Genomic DNA, 12,767 nt, shown 5'->3' on the forward strand with positions numbered 1-12,767 from the left:
GCCAACCACGTTGTCGCCTTTCAATCAAAGCGATCGCAGGACGACATCGGCCGCGCGAGTATCACCACTCTAACGCCGGACTACAACGCCGAGGACGAGGCATACGGGTGTCCGGCGAGGGAGCTCCTGCGGGCCATGGGTTGGTCCGCAGGTAACTTGTGGCCGATACGGGATGTCCGCTACGGGTGATCGGCCGTAGCTCCTTGTTTACTGGCGGCATGTTGTTTGTTCCGACGATCGACTGCGATGCGCGGCTCACGCTGGTGCCTGGGAATCAGTACGGCAGCGCCAACGGTGAGCCGCCCCCCTTGGATCTGGTGTTGCCGGAGAAGCCGACGGGTGCGGCGACGATTTGGCTGCACGGCGGAGGCTGGTTTCTCGGCGGCCGCGAGGGCGGGCTCTCCAACTGGTGTGCGTCCTTGGCGGCGCCTGGGATCGCTACCGCGACCGTCGACTATCGGCTGAGCGGACACGCGGCGTTCCCCGCCCAGATAGACGACGTGAAGGCGGCGATCCGCCGTGCACGTACAGCGCGGGCTTGCCGTCTGGGTTGCCGCACACCTCCCAGTACACGCGGTGAGCATCCGTCCTCCCGACAGAAATGACAGCACTCATATAAGTGCATAGGCCGTGATTCTCGCAGGGAGCTCGGCGAGGAGGTGCGAAGGCTGCCACTGACAAGAGATGTCAGTGACGTCTCCCTATGGTGGTGATCACGAGCGGTTCGACCGTGGGTGCGGGATCTCTGAAGACGGCTTCGTTTGAGGCAGAGGCCCCGGCGCAAGCTTTGAGCGTCGCTGTTGTGTCCGCCGAACCCGACCGGAGAGTGCAGGGAGCTGTAGGCATGCGTGCGAACGTGCAGAACCTCATCTTTGACTGTCCTGATGCGCGGACGTTGGCGTCTTTCTACGCCGAGCTCGTGCTGATGCCGATCCGCCACCTCGACACGCCAGAGAGGGTTGTTATCGGGAATGACAAGAGTTGCACCCGGCTAGCGTTTGCCACCGTAGACGACTTTCGACCGCCAACGTGGCCGGATCCTGCGTATCCGCAGCAGCTCCACTTGTGCGGACCAGCAGCTGCCTACGGGTATGACGCTGAGAGCCCGACGGACCTGGTCCAGAGGCTGGGAGCGATACGGCTCCCGGACCTGGGCGGAGACTGTCCCGTGTACGCAGATCCCGCGGGTCACCCGTTCTGCCTATGCGCCGGATTTCCGCCTAAGCGAGAGGACAAGTCGCTGAGAGGCTACCTTGGCGGTGTTGTCTTCGATTGCTTTGACTCGCCCCGCGCCCTCGCCGCGTTCTACGCCGAGCTCCTCGACATGCCAGAGCGGATGGAAGACGAGGAAGGCTGGGTGACGATCAAAGCAAAGGACAGGACACGGCCCGGCCTCGGCTTTCAGGGCGCGAACGGAAAGCAGCCGCAGTGGCTTGACCCCGAATGCCCACCGCAGCTCCACCTCGACATCGAAGTCGACGATCTCGCGGCCGCGGAGAACCTCGTGGCCCGACTCGGCGCTACGAGGCTCCCTGACATGGGTGCGGAATACGTCGTCTACGCCGACCCGGAGGGACATCCGTTCTGCCTCTACCCAGCCGGTTGACCCAGCAGGTTCCGATGTAACGACGCCGCATAACACGAGTCTGCCGCACCTGGTGACAGCCTGGTGACGGCACTGCAATCGGCCGTCTCATTTGGGGATGATCGGCGGATTCTGGCGGTGGTCGCAACACGGCTGCTTGTTGGGGTGAGCGTAGCGAACGGAAACGGAACGGCCGGGTCGCAGTGGCGTGAAGGAGAAGGTCGTGGCCGCCCGATCGGGGAGGATGAGGGGTAGGTCTCACCGTCAAGGGCGCCTTGCGGCGCGCCGATTGTCGGCGACGCCTTGGTGTCCACCTCCGACGTCATTGCGTCACCCGAAGTGTTCGGGGACAGGCTCAAGTCATTTCGTCATCTGCTCTTCCGACGACCTCTCGGCGAGGCCCTCGTGGCCGCCGGCCCACGAAAGTGGGACCTGATCGAGGTGGAGATCGCCTAGCGCGCAGCGGACGCGCCCGACCTCGATTCGCAACCCCGCTCATCGGCATGACCACGCGGATCGCGGCATGTGAGGGCGTTCGTCAGTCCTTCGAGCTGAACCAAGCGGGCAATGACGTGCCCGGGTGGAGCGCCGCAACGTTGTCCGCGGACGGGACCAGCGCGCCGTCTTTGGAGTCGCCCATCACGACCTCGACATGGCCATCCTCGCCGTGGAACGTGATGTGCGGGCACCACAGACTTCTGTGTCCTTCCTGCCACGGAACGTAGTGCAGGTCGACACCGGTGACTCGCCTGCCGACCATCGGCGTCCAACTGGCGGTGCGCTCGCCGACTTCCCAGATGGCCACGTCCGCGTCGCTTCTGACGGCAGTGCCGAGCATCGGGACAGGTTGCAAGCCAATCCCCTCACGGTCACCCGGAGGGTCCCATGTGAGAGAGGACGCTGCGCCGGAGTCGGTCGTGACCTCAAGCCCGTAGTCCATGGCATCGAACCCGTCGTAGAGCCACGTCGGCTCGTTCCACTCCGACTCGGCGTCAATGATGCGAGGACCACCGTCGATCAGTTCGGGATGCAGTTCATGGCGGCGATAGTCGAGGGTGTAGTAGCGAACCGCTCGGATGCGCTGGCCGACCAACTCGTTGGCGTCGCGGCGGCGTGCATCTGCCTCAGCATCCGAGGCAGCCCAAGACCACGCCCACCCTTCACCCGGTGCTCCGATCTCCACGGCGCTAGTCTTACCGCTTCCCGATCTGGTCGCGCCCCGTTTTGGCCCACTCGCTGACATCCGCGTATCGGCATGACCGCGCGGATCGCGGCATGAGAGTGCTGCTCAGTGCTCGTGAGGCGGCTGCACCAGTGGAAGGGTCGACCGGAGCGGCTTGGCGAGCACCTGCGCAACCGAGTCTGGGATCCGAGGTCCGGGCATCGCCTCAAGTTCGGCCTCGAGGGACCGATCTACTCGACCGGAGCAGGCACAGTCCAGGTACTCCTCAAGCCCGTAGCACGTGTTGGCCAGGCTGGACTCGAAGGTCGGCGGCGCGAGCCGCGCCAGAAGCCTGATCATCGGTCCGGTGACGACAGCAGGGCGGGCTCGAAGATCCGCGGCCATCAGCCCAGCGAGGGAGTGCACGGCACCCTCCGTGTCTGGAGCGGGCACCCCATATCTCTCGTACAGAGCTTCGGTCAGCGGATCGACGGCCCACGCGCTCACTTGCTGGTTGAACCCCGCCAGCTCCGCGACCTCTGGGTCCTCCACGTCTTCGAGAAGAAGTGCTACGGCAAGATCCGGCCAGTCGCCCGAGCCAAGGCAGCCCATGCACTCCGCGGCCCGGGCAATATGCAACGTCTCGTTGAGCGCCACCGGGTCCACGATCGATCAGCGTAGTTGCCGACGAGCGCCACCGCACGAGGAATTCGCCGCACGCACATCGGCATCACCGCGCAGATCAGCATGCCGGCCACCCCTCTGCCAGGCACAGTGTCGGCTACGACCAGTGGCAAAGTACGCCTGTGTCGAACTCCGCGGAGGGCTCCTAAGGCTCGCATCATCGCGGCGTTGCTGCGCGACGGCAACCGGGTACTGCTATGTCACCGATCTCCCCGGCGTCGTTGGTATCCCGACGTCTGGGACCTGCCCGGCGGGCACGTGGAACCTGGGGAACTGCCTGGCGCGGCACTTGCCCGAGAGCTTCGAGAGGAACTGGGCATCGACATAGCGGCACCATCGGGTCCGCCCGTGGAAGAAGTTCGTGCCGACACGTTCGACATGCAGATCTGGCTGATCGAAGCGTGGATGGGGTCTCCGGCCAACGTTGCGCCAAACGAACACGATGCCATCGCGTGGTTCACCGAAGATGTGCTTGGAGAACTGTCCCTAGCTCATGACAGTTACCTTGCCATATTCAGCAAGGTTCTTGCACAGCATCGAGCCTGACCACGACTGAACACGCACTTCTCGGCACATCCGGGCTCACAATCGGCGGCAGATGCGCGCTACGGCAGCGGAATCTTGCCGTCCGGGCCCGACTGCGGGACGACGAATGGGGCGGCTCCTGGCTCGACGACACTGACTCTCAGGTCGGCGAAGATCAGCGTTATGTTGTGTCCGTTGGTCTCGATCAACACCTCGCGGAAGGGCAGTCCTAGCAGCGCTGACCAATCGCGAGTCTCATCAGACTCGGGCATCAACTGCATGCCTGGGTAGAGGCACTGCCACTTCACGCCCCACACGTAGCCCTCGGGCTCCCCGGACCGTAGCCAGTCGTCGTACTCGGTGAACGCATCGCCAAGCGAGCGGGGCCACACACCTCGCCGAACTGCGGTTGTTACCGACGCTCTGACGCCATGGGTAAATCGATAGCGAAGGTGCTCCGGTCCGATGCCAGTACGGGGTCGGCTGTCGCGTATACGTAGACGTCGTAGTCACGCATGTAGTCCGCGTAGCCGTGAAAAACGAGGGCTTGGTCGAAGACATCTTCTAGCGCCTCGCGCAGTTCCTTCGCGTCCACCCCGACAGCCTGCACCACGCAGTGCCACACGTCACGTGGATTCAGCCGAGCCGCACGGAACTCGGCATGACCGCGCCTCACTAACCGCGGCATGAGCGCGCGCTGACGCAGCGCGTGCTCGGCGACTCAGTACACCGAAAACGTGCCGAAGATGACGCCGTACATGACCGCGAAGGCCAGCAGTGCCGACCAGACGAACCCTTGGACCCAGGACTTGCACAGCCACCGGAACCCGACCAGCGCCGCACCTGCGACCACGAGGCCCGGAACGCCGTAGACAGGTGTCCACGTGATCGCTGTATCGAGGGCCAGGCCAACGACTGCCAGCCAGAGCACGACCCCGATGACGAGACCGACCGATGACCAAGACTTCGGGCTCGCAGGAGATTCCCGATTCGCGGACACCACTTCATCATCGCAGTGATGCCGAAGCGGTGCCCTCACATCGGCACGACCGCCCGGATCGCGGCATGACAGTGCGGTTCGGATCACGCCTTGGCTGCCTCCGCACGAACCCACGCATCGAATCGCTCGGCGTGGTCGTGCTGTCCCGGAATGACGTTTCTCAGCGCGTAGTCGAGCCGCGATTCCAGGGCGTCGGAAGGGCCAGCATCCATGAGTAGGAGCGCCTCGGCACGGGCGAAGAAGACCCCGAAGTTGGACCGCTTCATCATGCCGAGGTCCTCGTCCTGCAAGCGGGCCGTCATCGCCTCGCGAGAGAACATGCTCTCCAGTGCGAGCCAACCTGCCCGGTCCAGTTGCGCGATCATGTCCGCAACCGCCAGGCGGGCTGACTCATCATCGGTGACGTCCCACCAGCCGTCGGTGCCTTCTGGAGTCCCCCCGGTGGAGCCGTTCCCTGTACAGCCCGAGCGACTCCGACACGGACTTGGGCATGCCTGCTCCGAGGTTCTCCGCCTCCCACCTCAACCACGGTTCCGGGGCGAAGGCCAGGTCACGACGAACCGCAGATGCTCCGCGCTACTGAAGGACGAAGACTGCACATTGACAACAGCCCAGTCACCAGCCGTCGAAGACTTGCGCCAGTTCGGAGGCGACCCCTTGTAGCCATGACGGCGAGCAGCAGGTCCAAGGTGGTCGCGAAGTGTGGCATTCAGAGCGTCTTGGACGGTCATTGACGCAGGATGCCATGCCGCGCCGCCAGTCGAACGCTCATCGGCATGACCGAGCGCGGGGACAGCGGCATGTGCGTGCGAGGCGACTCCTCCTGGTGCAGCATTGGGCGGGTGCCGATGTACGTCGAGTTGCGAGACGGTGAGGCACGGCCTGTCCGAGGACTACCTGACCCCTCGGGCGGGACCTTCGACGCCGCTGGTGACTTCGATCGGTTCTTCGACGACTCGTACTATGGCCACGGCGTAGCTGTGAGCCTGCGGGTTCTCAGCCAGGTCGACCGCTACGCCTATACGCCGATGGTCGCTGACCGCATGGCCGGACTGCTGGAAGACATAGCGAGCGTCCTTCCCATCGCCAAACCGGGACCCGAGTTTCGCGGCCTGCTGCGGCTGCAGGTGATGGCCCGAGTCTGCGCCCGTGAGCCAGACTCGATGCTGGTCTGGATGGGCGACTGAATCCGTGCTGACGAACGCACTCGTCTGCGTGACCGCGCGGATCGCGACAGATGAGTGCGTTTCGGGGGCGCGCTCGCCGATCGGCTCGCTGAGTGGGTGTCGTCGTCACCGTGCCGCATCTGGAGGAACCCTGGAGGGTTGGCGGCCGCGCCTTCCAACTTCTCGACGCCGAGGTGGAGCTCCTCACCACGGACTCAAGCTTCATGGTTCGTGCGGCAGCGCTCAATGGGCTTCATCTTGAAATGGAGCCGGTTCCCGAGCGCGTACGGATCGCGACTCTGCTCGCGTAAGCCGCCCGGGCGCTTCGTGCCAAGTTGTTGTCGAGCGATGAGCCAACGGGTTGGGAGCTGAGCCTGGCGGACTACCTGCCCGTCTTGGAGATGTGGATGGAGGGTCTCGTGGACAGCCCAGGCTGAAGCACGAGCATCGGCATGAACCACCCGCCGTCCTCCATGCGGCATGAGTGGATGGTCGTTCGTATTAGCTGAACGGATCACCCGAGCCTCGGGTATCGACTGGGTTGCCGCTCTCATCGAGTTGGCGTAGTCGTGGCGAGCCACCACCGTGAAGTCCGCTATCCGGGTAATCCCGGAGCCATGCGCGTCCAGTTCTGGGGCATCGGTACGTGACCCGCCACCCTTCGGAGTCAACCTCGCGTTCTTCGAGGTGCTCACGGGCGTACTCGTCCGCTTCGTTGCTAGTCAGTTCGAACAGGGTTTCGTAGGCGCAGAGCATGGTTCATTGTCACATCAGCCGACGACCGGATCTCGGCATGGCCGCGCGGATCGCGGTATGTGAGGGTGCTTCGGCACATAGAATCGCGGCGTGGAAGCCGGTCTGCCCGCCCTTCGTGCTCTCGTGTACAGCGACAAGGACCTCGCGGACATCTGCGCCATCGTTCTCACGGTGCTGGTCCACGGAGAGCCGCTCGTGGAAACCCTCAACTTCAACGAGGTGGACGTAACCGTTGACCGGCCCCAGAGCCTAGCCACCTTTCAGGGGATCCTCTCGGTGAACGACGAAGCGGTCGAACTCTCGGAAGATCGGTTCGTCGAGTTGGCGAGCACCATCGCTCAGCCATTGACCGGGGAGCGCCTGGCCCAGTGGCAGAAGCGCCACGAACGACGCGTGTGGCCGATGCCGCCCTCCTCAGGGTGACGTACAGCTCATCGGCACGGCCGCGCTCATCGTGGCATGAGCGGTCACGCTATGCGGTGCTGACAGCGGCATGAGAGTGCGTTTCAGATCACGCCTTGGCTGCCTCGGCGCGGACCCAGGCATCGAACCGCTCGGCATTCTCGCGCTGTGCTGGGATCACATTGCTCAGCGCATAGTCGAGCTGCGATTCCAGCGCGTCGGACGGTCCTGCATCCATGAGCAAGAGGGCCTCAGCACGGGCGAAGAAGATCCCCTGGTGGGCCCTCTTCATCATGCCGAGGTCTCCGTCACGCAGACGCGCCATCATCGCGTCAGGAGAGAACATGCCCTCCAGTACCGGCCACCCAGCCCGATCGAGTTGCACGCTCATGTCGGCAACGGCTACGCGGGCCGACTCATCGTCGAAGACGTCCCACCAGCCGTCAGTGCCTTCCGGAGTCCCCTCGGGGTGGAGCCGCTCGCGGTAGAGCCCGAGTGACTCCGGCACGGACTTGGGCATGCCGGCGCCCAGGTTCTCCGCCTGCCACCTCAACCACGGCTCCGGGGCAAATGCCAGGTTCACGACGCACCGCACCTGCTTCGCGCTGCTGAAGGACGAAGACTCAGCATTGACGACGGCCCAATCACCTGCAGTCGAAGACTTGCGCCAGGTGGGAGCCGACCCCCGGTAACCGTGACTGCGAGCAACGGGTCCCAGGCGGTCGCGGAGTGCGGCTTTCAGAGCGTCCTGCGCGGTCACAGGCATACACTCCCACGCTGACGGCCGACCGCTCCTAGGAGGAGCGAACGCGCGGATCGCGGCATGTCAGTGCGTTACGGGATCCGCCGCCGATAGCCTGCCCGGGGTGCGGACCTACTTTGCTTGCCGATGGCTCCACGACTGCGCAGACGAGCCAATTGTGTTGTTTGAGGAGCTCGACGAGCGACGCCACGAGACACGAAAGGTGCACCAGTACGCCGACGGTCGCTTGGTCCGGACGGACCGAATCAGTGACCTGAGCACGAGCCTTTCCTGGGTACCGGTGCCATCAGAGGAGGAGATCGCGAGCGAGCCTGAGTTTGAAGTTTCGCCGCTGAGCGCGGAGGAGTTCGAGGAGGTCTGGCGCAGGGCCACCGATGCGACCTGACGACGACCTCGACCTCACAACGGAGTGCAGCGGACTACCCGACCTCCGACACTCAGGTTTCGACGGGGCGGTAGGCCAGGGCAACGTCGACAACCTCATCGGGCGTCAACTCGCAGTCGAAGCCTTCATGGTGTGGCTAGAAGATGAGATCCGAGACGCACGGGTGAGGAACGCAGGACTCCAGTTCTCGGAGAGCCACGTCCTGGTCAGATTCGGTGCCCTCGCCCGACATCAGGTACATCACGAGGCGCAGAAGTTCCGAGCGCTGAGCCATCGGCTTACGTACACCCATGCGCGGGCGACCTTGTCGTGGAGGCCTCCTGCAGAGGCCGTGATGTCAGAGCTAGCAGCGGCGGCTGTCCAGCGAAGTGGACACTTTGGCGGTGTTCCTGGCGCCGTCGTTGCCGACCCCCGAGCTCTCCGTCGAGGCTGAAACAGCCAACCCTGGACTGCGAACCGCTCGAATCGACCGCAACGGGTTCCAGCTCGTCGCAGGACGCGTCACCGTCGGCGCCGTCGCTGCCGGAGGTCGCCGAGCCGCACATGGAGGAGCTCGTCGCAGAGGTGCACGAGTCCTGCTCTGTGTCGGTGCTCGACGGCGACGAGGTGGTCTACGTCGCCCGGGTGCCGACCAAGCGGATCATGACGGTGGCGATCAGCGTGGGCACGCGATTTCCGGCGTACGCCACCTCGATGGGGCGCGTGCTGCTCGCCCACCAGCCGGCCGAGTGGCTGGACGACTATCTCGAGAACGCCGAGCTCAAGCCGATCAACCGGCGTACCATCACCAACCGGTGAAGCTGCGGCACACCCTGGCCCGGATCCGCAACCAGGGCTTCGCCGTCGTGGACCAGGAGCTGGAGGAGGGCCTGCGTTCGATGGCGGTGCCGCTGCACGCCCCGGACGGGAAAGTCGTGGCGGCTATGAACGTCTCCGCCCGCGCGAGCTGCGGCAGTGCCGACGCTATCCGCCGGGAGCTGCTGCCTCCGCTCCAAGCCGCCGCCCGCAAGATCGAGGCCGACCTCGGCGCCCGCCCCCGCAAGTAGATGTACCCGGCCGCGACGCCTAAACATTCCAGCCGGCTGTCTCGTCGTACTGGTGAGAAGAAAATCGACAGTCGACGAAAGGGTCGGTCTCACCATGCCTACACGACGCGAGCTGGACGAAGCCGAGATTCGGGCGCATTACGACACTCTGATCAAAGGACTCCGCGCCAAGGATCTCGAGGCGCTGAAGTCGCTCTACGGAGCGGACATCGTCTCGTTCGACATCGAACCGCCGCTCCAGCACGTTGGCATTGAGGGGAAGCTGAAGAACTGGGAGGGCGCGTTCGCGACCTTCCAGAGCATCGATTACGAGATTCGCGACCTCGAGATCACCGTCGGCGATGAGGTGGCGTTCGCGCACAGCTTCAGTCGGCTCAGCGGGACCCTGAAGAACGGACAGGCGATCAGTGGCGTGTGGGTCCGGTACACCGGCGGCCTCCGCAAGATCGACGGCCAGTGGCTGATCGTCCACGATCAGGTCTCGGTTCCCACCGATTTCGCGGACGGTAAAGCGTTGCTCGACCTCGAGCCCTGACGAGCTGCCCAGTAGCGTGGCACCGAGTGGGGTCGAGCTCCACCTCGGCCACGAGGGCGTTCCCGTTCAGGGTGCGTCGATCCGCTTGCGGAGCGGCCAGGTCTCGGCACTCGTCGGGCCGAACCGCAGCGGCAAAGTCCACCGACCCGTACGCCATCTGAGACAACGGCAGCCCTAAAAGGTGAGTCCCACCTTCAACACGCATGCAGACGTGTTGAAGGTGGGGCTAGCCCTTTACGGTCCCCAACCTCCAACTCATGATCATGTATCCGTACCGGCGGTCTGACGGCGAGCGTGCACTGGTGTACTCAGGCGCGATCCGAGTATTTCGACTCAGGCGAGCCGCCACCGGCAACGGCCAGGCTACGAACGACCACACGTCCGAACGGCGTTTCGTCCTGGAGTCCGCCCACGACGAATATCCGTACGGAATCCATCGGTAGGCGCGACCATGCAGTGAGGTGACGGCGGTAGGGGTCCGGCCGCTGGGGGGCCGTTTCGGGCGTCGTGGTCGCGCCTGTGATGTTAGGGGTCCCCGGGTGCCGGAGGAGTTCCTTTCTGCCGAGCAGGTGGCCGCGTATCGGCGTTACGCTCGTCCCCCGACGCGGGCGGAGTTGGATCGGTTCTTCTTCCTGGATGAGAAGGCGCAGCGGCTGATCGGGCCAAAGCGGCTGCCGCATACGCGGCTGGGATTCGCCGTCCAGCTGACGACGGCTCAGTATCTGGGCGCGTTCGTGCCCGATCCGACAGATGTGCCGTCCGAGGTTGTAGATTATCTGGCCGTGCAGCTGGATATCGCCGATCCCTCGTGTCTGAAGGACTACCGGGAACGGGAGATGACTCGGCTGGAGCATGCCCAAGAGATCCGCGATGCTTACGCGTTACGCGACTTCATCGAGGTGGAGGCGCAGCTGGCTGCGCGGGTTGATGACCGGGCGTGGACGACTGGTGAGGGACCGCGGGCACTGTTCGATGGCGGCGGGGTGGCTGCGTGAGCAGCAGGTGCTGCTTCCCGGGTGACGACCTTGACTCGACTGGTCGCAGGTTTGCGGGGGGCCGCCACGCAGAGGCTGTGGAACACCCTCGCCGACCTGCTGGACGACGAGCAGCGGCGTGGTTTGGGCCTGCTGCTGCAGGTGCCGGACGGGGCGAGAGTCTCTGACCTGGACCGACTGAAATGCTGGTGAATCTCATCGAGCACTGTGACGCCCAGGCCGACGACGGCTCGGAGGCGAGCAGGCTCTGTCCGCACGATCGGCCAGTCGTGCAGCTCTTTGTAGAGCCGGCTGGCGGAGCGGGATGGAACGATGAAGGGCTCGACGACGGCGAGGACGTCGGCGAGTGGTGAGGCCCAGCCTTTGGAAAGGTCGCCAGTGGCGACCGTGGCCGCCGATGCGAGCGCGGCTTTGACCCAGCTGGCAATCGTGCGTACATGCCGGCGAGGCTGGAAGTAGGAAGGTCCGCGCAGTATCTGACAGCGCGATCGGCCGAGTCCGCCGCGTTCTTCACGACCCGATCGGACTGCGACATGTACTCGTCGGCAGTTCCCTCCCGAAAGGTGGGCGGTAGGTGCCCCGTTACGACCGCATATACGCCCGGGAGCGGCGCGAGCGCCCACTCGTCTAGACGCTGCTCATCCCAGAACACCAGCGACCACGATCCGACCTCATACGCAGGCGCGTCAATATCCCCAAGGTGTCCTTGGATCGCGAGCGCCGAGTCCAACCGCGGCGTTACTGCACTACGCATCGCCGCGGTTGCCAGGTACAGATGACAGTCCACGTCGGAGAAGTACGGCAGGAAGTCCTGACCGCCATGACTTACCAACGAGCCCTTGACAACCACAGCCCGCAACTCTTCGCCGAACGTCAGCTCCGCAGCAGACACCAGTTCCGCTACCAGGGCATGCGGCCGCATCGATCCCGTATGAGTCATGCAGGGAAGGATCCCACGCCACCGCTCCAGGGCGGCGTCCCCACGGTCAGATGGCCAACGAGCGTGCGTGGGTGTTCGGTGAGGGATCCCTTCCGGACGCCCCCGCATGGTCGCCGTCGTGTCGCCCAGGCATCGACGTTGATGTTCCGCAAAACGAGACGGCCGATAGCACCGGCCCGGGCTGTCACGCCGTCAGTCTGATGATCGCCTTGAGGGCGGCGGGTTTGGCGCAGGGATCTTTGAACGCGAAGCCGTCCCGCTTCGTGTCCGTGCGGCCTTCGTACCGGTGGGTCACGATCGAAAGCTGTGACGCGTCGTACACGGTCAGGAGATCGAGGCGAACCGGCTTGCCGTGGATAGCGATCGCGCTGTGGTAGAAACCCCAGCACAGGTGCTCGAACAACCTGGTACGAGGACCGATCTTGCGCCGGTACGCGAACAGGTCGATGTGCCTGCCTTGGATGTTGTCGTACCGATCGCCTGCCCTGGTTGCATCGTAGCGGTCGGTGCCGTGCAGCTTGACGACCTCGATCAGGCCGTCGACGGAGAGCTGGGGATGCGCCGCGGAGCTCAGGCCCCGCACCAGGACGGTCTCCCCTGTGAAGTGCCGGCGAAGCTCGTCGTCCACCCGCTTGCCGAGTTTCCGGTGATCTGGTTCCGAATCAACTGTGTAGTCGGGTAGCGCGACGGAGAGCACAGGTATCACCCGCGCAAGCGTAAGCTCCATGGCGCGTCAGGCACCACCTACTTTCGGCCAGGTGGGCGAACGGCCAAGCAGCGCGACGATCTGGTCGAGCGGCGAGCCACCGGACCACGACACCTC

General features: G+C 64.5%; 21 protein-coding genes and 2 pseudogenes. 13 read left to right on the plus strand and 10 right to left on the minus strand.

Translation table 11 applies throughout. The annotated features are described in order from the left end of the window. Nucleotides 1–218 precede the first annotated feature (218 nt). Nucleotides 219–605: an alpha/beta hydrolase fold domain-containing protein gene (locus ABN034_RS32895; RefSeq protein WP_349694860.1), complete on the plus strand. Its 387-nt coding sequence runs from the start codon at nucleotides 219–221 to the stop codon at nucleotides 603–605. A gap of 98 nt (nucleotides 606–703) precedes the next feature. Then, nucleotides 704–1,606, plus strand: coding sequence for a VOC family protein (locus tag ABN034_RS32900; RefSeq protein WP_349694861.1), 903 nt, complete (start codon nucleotides 704–706; stop codon nucleotides 1,604–1,606). Between the two features lie 517 nt (nucleotides 1,607–2,123). Here the strand turns inward: ABN034_RS32900 and ABN034_RS32905 are convergent. Together ABN034_RS32905 and ABN034_RS32910 are read right to left on the minus strand one after the other, a co-directional pair. Beyond that, nucleotides 2,124–2,768: a hypothetical protein gene (locus ABN034_RS32905; RefSeq protein WP_349694862.1), complete on the minus strand. Its 645-nt coding sequence runs from the start codon at nucleotides 2,766–2,768 to the stop codon at nucleotides 2,124–2,126. A gap of 105 nt (nucleotides 2,769–2,873) precedes the next feature. After that, entirely contained in the window at nucleotides 2,874–3,413 is a 540-nt protein-coding gene (locus tag ABN034_RS32910) for a hypothetical protein (RefSeq protein WP_349694863.1), read from the minus strand. Between the two features lie 186 nt (nucleotides 3,414–3,599). Here ABN034_RS32910 and ABN034_RS32915 point away from each other — a divergent pair, with 186 nt between their 5' ends. Next, entirely contained in the window at nucleotides 3,600–3,977 is a 378-nt protein-coding gene (locus ABN034_RS32915; RefSeq protein ID WP_349694864.1) for an NUDIX hydrolase, read from the plus strand. Nucleotides 3,978–4,036: 59 nt separating this feature from the next. Here ABN034_RS32915 and ABN034_RS34730 read toward each other — a convergent pair. The 4 genes and pseudogenes from ABN034_RS34730 to ABN034_RS34735 all read right to left on the minus strand — a co-directional run bounded on the left by ABN034_RS34730 (nucleotide 4,037) and on the right by ABN034_RS34735 (nucleotide 5,687). Continuing rightward, nucleotides 4,037–4,644, minus strand: a pseudogene (locus ABN034_RS34730) (YxiG-like protein). 33 nt (nucleotides 4,645–4,677) lie between these two features. Beyond that, nucleotides 4,678–4,887, minus strand: a complete 210-nt coding sequence (locus ABN034_RS32925) for a hypothetical protein (RefSeq protein WP_349694866.1) — start codon at nucleotides 4,885–4,887, stop codon at nucleotides 4,678–4,680. 152 nt (nucleotides 4,888–5,039) lie between these two features. Beyond that, nucleotides 5,040–5,321 (minus strand): hypothetical protein, encoded by a 282-nt coding sequence (locus tag ABN034_RS32930; protein ID WP_349694867.1) that lies wholly within the window; start codon nucleotides 5,319–5,321, stop codon nucleotides 5,040–5,042. A 156-nt stretch (nucleotides 5,322–5,477) separates the two neighbouring features. After that, nucleotides 5,478–5,687, minus strand: coding sequence for a DUF4304 domain-containing protein (locus ABN034_RS34735; protein ID WP_502879136.1), 210 nt, complete (start codon nucleotides 5,685–5,687; stop codon nucleotides 5,478–5,480). A 45-nt stretch (nucleotides 5,688–5,732) separates the two neighbouring features. On the opposite strand from ABN034_RS34735, the gene ABN034_RS32935 reads away from it, so the two are divergent. Together ABN034_RS32935 and ABN034_RS32940 are read left to right on the plus strand one after the other, a co-directional pair. Next, complete coding sequence (locus tag ABN034_RS32935; RefSeq protein ID WP_349694868.1) at nucleotides 5,733–6,143, plus strand: hypothetical protein; 411 nt, start codon at nucleotides 5,733–5,735, stop codon at nucleotides 6,141–6,143. Between the two features lie 92 nt (nucleotides 6,144–6,235). After that, nucleotides 6,236–6,433, plus strand: a complete 198-nt coding sequence (locus tag ABN034_RS32940; protein WP_349694869.1) for a hypothetical protein — start codon at nucleotides 6,236–6,238, stop codon at nucleotides 6,431–6,433. 190 nt (nucleotides 6,434–6,623) lie between these two features. On the opposite strand, the gene ABN034_RS34740 is transcribed toward ABN034_RS32940, so the two are convergent. Then, entirely contained in the window at nucleotides 6,624–6,878 is a 255-nt protein-coding gene (locus ABN034_RS34740; protein WP_502879137.1) for an Imm27 family immunity protein, read from the minus strand. A 90-nt stretch (nucleotides 6,879–6,968) separates the two neighbouring features. Between ABN034_RS34740 and ABN034_RS32945 the strand changes: the two genes are divergently transcribed. Further along, complete coding sequence (locus tag ABN034_RS32945) at nucleotides 6,969–7,301, plus strand: hypothetical protein (protein ID WP_349694870.1); 333 nt, start codon at nucleotides 6,969–6,971, stop codon at nucleotides 7,299–7,301. A gap of 88 nt (nucleotides 7,302–7,389) precedes the next feature. On the opposite strand, the gene ABN034_RS32950 is transcribed toward ABN034_RS32945, so the two are convergent. Beyond that, complete coding sequence (locus ABN034_RS32950; protein ID WP_349694871.1) at nucleotides 7,390–8,040, minus strand: DUF4304 domain-containing protein; 651 nt, start codon at nucleotides 8,038–8,040, stop codon at nucleotides 7,390–7,392. A gap of 106 nt (nucleotides 8,041–8,146) precedes the next feature. On the opposite strand from ABN034_RS32950, the gene ABN034_RS32955 reads away from it, so the two are divergent. Further along, nucleotides 8,147–8,428, plus strand: coding sequence for a DUF6881 domain-containing protein (locus ABN034_RS32955; protein ID WP_349331676.1), 282 nt, complete (start codon nucleotides 8,147–8,149; stop codon nucleotides 8,426–8,428). 136 nt (nucleotides 8,429–8,564) lie between these two features. Here the strand turns inward: ABN034_RS32955 and ABN034_RS34745 are convergent, their stop codons facing one another. Then, nucleotides 8,565–8,720, minus strand: coding sequence for a bacteriocin immunity protein (locus tag ABN034_RS34745; protein ID WP_502879138.1), 156 nt, complete (start codon nucleotides 8,718–8,720; stop codon nucleotides 8,565–8,567). A gap of 251 nt (nucleotides 8,721–8,971) precedes the next feature. Here ABN034_RS34745 and ABN034_RS32960 point away from each other — a divergent pair. The 6 genes and pseudogenes from ABN034_RS32960 to ABN034_RS32985 all read left to right on the plus strand — a co-directional run bounded on the left by ABN034_RS32960 (nucleotide 8,972) and on the right by ABN034_RS32985 (nucleotide 11,357). Beyond that, nucleotides 8,972–9,474, plus strand: a pseudogene (locus ABN034_RS32960) (IclR family transcriptional regulator domain-containing protein). Nucleotides 9,475–9,568: 94 nt separating this feature from the next. After that, complete coding sequence (locus ABN034_RS32965; protein WP_349694872.1) at nucleotides 9,569–10,009, plus strand: YybH family protein; 441 nt, start codon at nucleotides 9,569–9,571, stop codon at nucleotides 10,007–10,009. A gap of 257 nt (nucleotides 10,010–10,266) precedes the next feature. Further along, a complete protein-coding gene (locus ABN034_RS32970) occupies nucleotides 10,267–10,452 on the plus strand; it encodes a hypothetical protein (protein ID WP_349694873.1) in 186 nt (61 codons plus the stop codon). 96 nt (nucleotides 10,453–10,548) lie between these two features. Next, complete coding sequence (locus ABN034_RS32975; RefSeq protein WP_349694874.1) at nucleotides 10,549–11,004, plus strand: DUF4158 domain-containing protein; 456 nt, start codon at nucleotides 10,549–10,551, stop codon at nucleotides 11,002–11,004. A gap of 21 nt (nucleotides 11,005–11,025) precedes the next feature. After that, the gene (locus ABN034_RS32980) at nucleotides 11,026–11,196 is read left to right on the plus strand and encodes a hypothetical protein (protein WP_349694875.1); all 171 of its coding nucleotides are present in this window, start codon (nucleotides 11,026–11,028) and stop codon (nucleotides 11,194–11,196) included. Beyond that, nucleotides 11,187–11,357, plus strand: a complete 171-nt coding sequence (locus tag ABN034_RS32985) for a hypothetical protein (RefSeq protein ID WP_349694876.1) — start codon at nucleotides 11,187–11,189, stop codon at nucleotides 11,355–11,357. Before ABN034_RS32980 ends, ABN034_RS32985 begins: the two co-directional genes overlap by 10 nt. A 771-nt stretch (nucleotides 11,358–12,128) precedes the next feature. Here the strand turns inward: ABN034_RS32985 and ABN034_RS32990 are convergent. Beyond that, the gene (locus ABN034_RS32990) at nucleotides 12,129–12,671 is read right to left on the minus strand and encodes a hypothetical protein (protein WP_349694877.1); all 543 of its coding nucleotides are present in this window, start codon (nucleotides 12,669–12,671) and stop codon (nucleotides 12,129–12,131) included. Nucleotides 12,672–12,767 lie beyond the last annotated feature (96 nt).

Source organism: Actinopolymorpha sp. B11F2 (assembly GCF_040195635.1).
Classification (GTDB): Bacteria; Actinomycetota; Actinomycetes; order Propionibacteriales; family Actinopolymorphaceae; genus Thermasporomyces.

Excerpts from the sequence above, each read along its gene's own strand:
- ABN034_RS32965 (WP_349694872.1), top strand. The coding sequence starts at position 9,569 with ATGCCTACACGACGCGAGCTGGACGAAGCCGAGATTCGGGCGCATTAC.
- ABN034_RS32895 (WP_349694860.1), top strand. The coding sequence starts at position 219 with ATGTTGTTTGTTCCGACGATCGACTGCGATGCGCGGCTCACGCTGGTG.
- ABN034_RS32985 (WP_349694876.1), top strand. The coding sequence starts at position 11,187 with ATGCTGGTGAATCTCATCGAGCACTGTGACGCCCAGGCCGACGACGGC.
- ABN034_RS34740 (WP_502879137.1), bottom strand. The coding sequence starts at position 6,878 with ATGCTCTGCGCCTACGAAACCCTGTTCGAACTGACTAGCAACGAAGCG.
- ABN034_RS32930 (WP_349694867.1), bottom strand. The coding sequence starts at position 5,321 with ATGATCGCGCAACTGGACCGGGCAGGTTGGCTCGCACTGGAGAGCATG.
- ABN034_RS34735 (WP_502879136.1), bottom strand. The coding sequence starts at position 5,687 with ATGACCGTCCAAGACGCTCTGAATGCCACACTTCGCGACCACCTTGGA.
- ABN034_RS34745 (WP_502879138.1), bottom strand. The coding sequence starts at position 8,720 with ATGGGTGTACGTAAGCCGATGGCTCAGCGCTCGGAACTTCTGCGCCTC.
- ABN034_RS32990 (WP_349694877.1), bottom strand. The coding sequence starts at position 12,671 with ATGGAGCTTACGCTTGCGCGGGTGATACCTGTGCTCTCCGTCGCGCTA.
- ABN034_RS32900 (WP_349694861.1), top strand. The coding sequence starts at position 704 with ATGGTGGTGATCACGAGCGGTTCGACCGTGGGTGCGGGATCTCTGAAG.
- ABN034_RS32935 (WP_349694868.1), top strand. The coding sequence starts at position 5,733 with ATGACCGAGCGCGGGGACAGCGGCATGTGCGTGCGAGGCGACTCCTCC.
- ABN034_RS32970 (WP_349694873.1), top strand. The coding sequence starts at position 10,267 with ATGATCATGTATCCGTACCGGCGGTCTGACGGCGAGCGTGCACTGGTG.